This window comes from Streptomyces sp. ATLC9 (assembly GCF_057196705.1).
This window is the reverse complement of sequence record NZ_JBXUOY010000425.1, coordinates 1-2872: the sequence shown is the minus strand read 5'-3', so window position 1 is coordinate 2872 and position 2872 is coordinate 1. Positions and strand designations below refer to the sequence as shown.

General features: G+C 72.5%; 4 protein-coding genes. All 4 read left to right on the top strand.

Annotated elements, in window-relative coordinates:
- Window positions 1-378: 378 nt before the first annotated feature.
- On the top strand, window positions 379-930 hold the full coding sequence (gene rimP / locus AC2CJA_RS25790; protein WP_484605080.1) for a ribosome maturation factor RimP: 552 nt from the start codon (window positions 379-381) through the stop codon (window positions 928-930).
- Window positions 931-932: 2 nt separating this feature from the next.
- Window positions 933-1958 carry a transcription termination factor NusA gene (gene nusA, locus AC2CJA_RS25785; protein ID WP_484605079.1) on the top strand — a complete coding sequence of 342 codons (1026 nt, stop codon included), beginning with the start codon at window positions 933-935 and terminating at the stop codon, window positions 1956-1958.
- Between the two features lie 74 nt (window positions 1959-2032).
- On the top strand, window positions 2033-2311 hold the full coding sequence (locus AC2CJA_RS25780; protein WP_484605078.1) for a YlxR family protein: 279 nt from the start codon (window positions 2033-2035) through the stop codon (window positions 2309-2311).
- Window positions 2312-2481: 170 nt separating this feature from the next.
- A partial coding sequence (locus AC2CJA_RS25775; protein ID WP_484605077.1) for a translation initiation factor IF-2 N-terminal domain-containing protein occupies window positions 2482-2872 on the top strand: 391 nt, incomplete at its 3' end.

The window sequence follows — 2872 nt, the reverse complement described above, 5'->3', positions numbered from 1 at the left end:
GCCGCGTTCGGCCGCCGTCCGCTCCTCCGGCGAGCATCCGGTCAGCAGCAGCGCGGCGGCGCCCGCCGCACCGGTGGCCAGCAGGCCCCGCCGGCGGGGACGCGGGTCGATCGGCACGGGCGCTCCCAGGGGAGGTGGTTCGGTGGTGCGGGCGGCGATCACCGCGGATGTGAGCGTACCCGTGTTCGTACCGTCCCCCTCGGCGGGGCACCGCGGCGCCCCGCGCATACCCCGTGCGGGGGACGGCCGCCCGGCGCAGCGGCTCCGGCGGCCTGGGCCGTCTGGTCGGCGCAGCCCGCGGCAGACGATAGGCTTGACTCCCGTAACCCCAGGACTGGACGTTCCCACAACAGCACACGCGGCCGAGGAGTCACCCGGATGAGCACCACCCAGAGCGAGAGGCTGCGAGGACTGCTGGAGCCTCTCGTCACCGCGAAGGGGCTGGATCTCGAGGAGATCACCGTGACCCCGGCCGGAAGACGGCGGGTGCTGCGTGTGGTGGTGGACTCCGACGAGGGCGTGCGGCTCGACACCTGCGCGGAGCTGAGCCGCGAGGCCTCCGAGGCGCTGGACGAGACCGACGTGATGGGCGGCGCCCCGTACGTCCTGGAGGTCACCTCACCCGGCACCGACCGCCCGCTGACCGAGCCGCGGCACTACCGCCGCGCCGTCGGCAGGCTGGTCAGGGCGCATCTGACGGAGGAGGCGGGCGGCGGCGAGCTGGTCGCCCGCGTCGGCGCGGCGGACGAGGACGGCGTGGACGTGGAGGTGCCCGGCGTCAAGGGACGCAGGGCCACCGCCCGCCGGCTCGCCTACACCGAGATCGCCAGGGCCCGGGTGGAGATCGAGTTCAACCGCAAGGCCGCCGAGAAGGCCGAGAAGGCGCGTCAGGCCGCGGCCTCTGACGAAGAGAGCCAGGAGGAGGCGTAGCCGTGGACATCGACATGAGTGCCCTGCGGGGTCTGGTGAGGGAGAAGGAGATCTCCTTCGACCTGTTGGTCGAGGCGATCGAGGCCGCTCTCCTCATCGCCTACCACCGCACCGAGGGAAGCAGCCGCCAGGCCCGCGTTGAGCTGGACCGCTCCACCGGCCATGTGACGGTGTGGGCCAAGGAGGACCCCGCCGACCTGCCCGAGGGCGCCGAGCCGCGCGAGTTCGACGACACCCCCTCCGGGTTCGGCCGGATCGCCGCGACCACCGCCAAGCAGGTCATCCTGCAGCGCCTGCGGGACGCCGAGGAGGAGGTCACCCTCGGCGAGTACGCCGGCCGCGAGGGCGACATCGTCACGGGGGTGGTCCAGCAGGGGAAGGATCCGCGCAGCGTCCTTGTCGACATCGGCAGGCTCGAGGCGATCCTGCCCCCGCAGGAGCAGGTGCCCGGCGAGGACTACTCGCACGGCACCCGGCTGCGCACCTATGTCGTGCGGGTCGCCAGGGGCGTACGCGGCCCGTCGGTGACCCTCTCGCGCACCCACCCCGGCCTGGTGAGGAAGCTCTTCGCCCTGGAGGTGCCCGAGATCGCGGACGGCTCGGTGGAGATCGCGGCCATCGCGCGCGAGGCCGGGCACCGCACCAAGATCGCGGTGCGGTCCACCCGGGCGGGCCTGAACGCCAAGGGCGCCTGCATCGGCCCGATGGGCGGCCGGGTGCGCAACGTGATGGCCGAGCTGCAGGGTGAGAAGATCGACATCGTGGACTGGTCGGACGACCCGGCCGAGATGGTGGCCAACGCCCTCTCGCCCGCCCGGGTGAGCAGAGTGGACGTCGTGGACGCCGCGGCCCGGTCGGCCAGGGTCACCGTGCCCGACTACCAGCTGTCGCTGGCGATCGGGAAGGAAGGACAGAACGCCAGGCTCGCCGCCCGGCTCACCGGCTGGCGGATCGACATCCGCCCGGACGTCGAGCAGAGCGGGGAGCACGGTGGGGAGCGCCGGGAGAGCGGCGCGGAGAGGGGCTGAGAGGCCTGTCACCGTCCGTACCCCGGCCGCGACCCCGCCAACGGCGCAATCGGCGCGGGGAGGTAGACTGAAGAGTGTCTGACCGGACACGTGCCCGCGCATGCCCTGAACGCACCTGTGTGGGCTGTCGGGAGCGGTCGGGCAAGGGCGATCTGCTGCGTGTGGTGCTGGTCGGGAACAGATGTGTTCCGGACCAACGCGGTACGCTGCCCGGCCGGGGTGCTTACCTGCACCCCGCACCGACCTGTGTCGATCTGGCGGTCCGCCGCCGGGCGTTCCAGCGGGCCTTCCGGGCCGGCGGACCGCTCGATACCGCGGAACTGCGGCAGGCGGCACCGCGGGCAACACCGTAAGACAGCAAGTACGCACGACGCCCGTACGGCACCCCGCCGTACGGGAGAGGTACCTCGCGAGTTGGAAGTAGGTCGAGATTGCGATGAGCACTCGATGAGTACGCGATGAGTACGCCCATGCAGTAGCGAAGGTCCGGTGGACGAATCCCCCCCGGACCGTAAGGAGCGAAGTGGCTAAGGTCCGGGTATACGAGCTCGCCAAGGAGCTTGGAGTCGAGAGCAAGGTCGTCATGGCCAAGCTCCAGGAACTCGGTGAATTCGTCCGTTCGGCGTCCTCGACGATCGAGGCGCCGGTGGTACGCAAACTGACCAACGCGTTCGACGCGGGCAACGGCGCCGGAGGCGCCAAGAAGTCCGCGGCGAAGCCCGCCGCACCCCGTAAGGCGGCCCCCAAGCCGGGCGCCCCGAAGCCGGGTGCCTCCGCACCCCGCCCGGGTGCCCCCAAGCCCGGCGCGCCCAAGCCGTCGGCCCCCGCGGCCGAGACGCCCAGGAGCGCGCCCCAGAAGAACGTCCCGGGCCCGGCGTCCGCCAGGAGCGGCCCGACTCCGCCGGCCCCCGGGC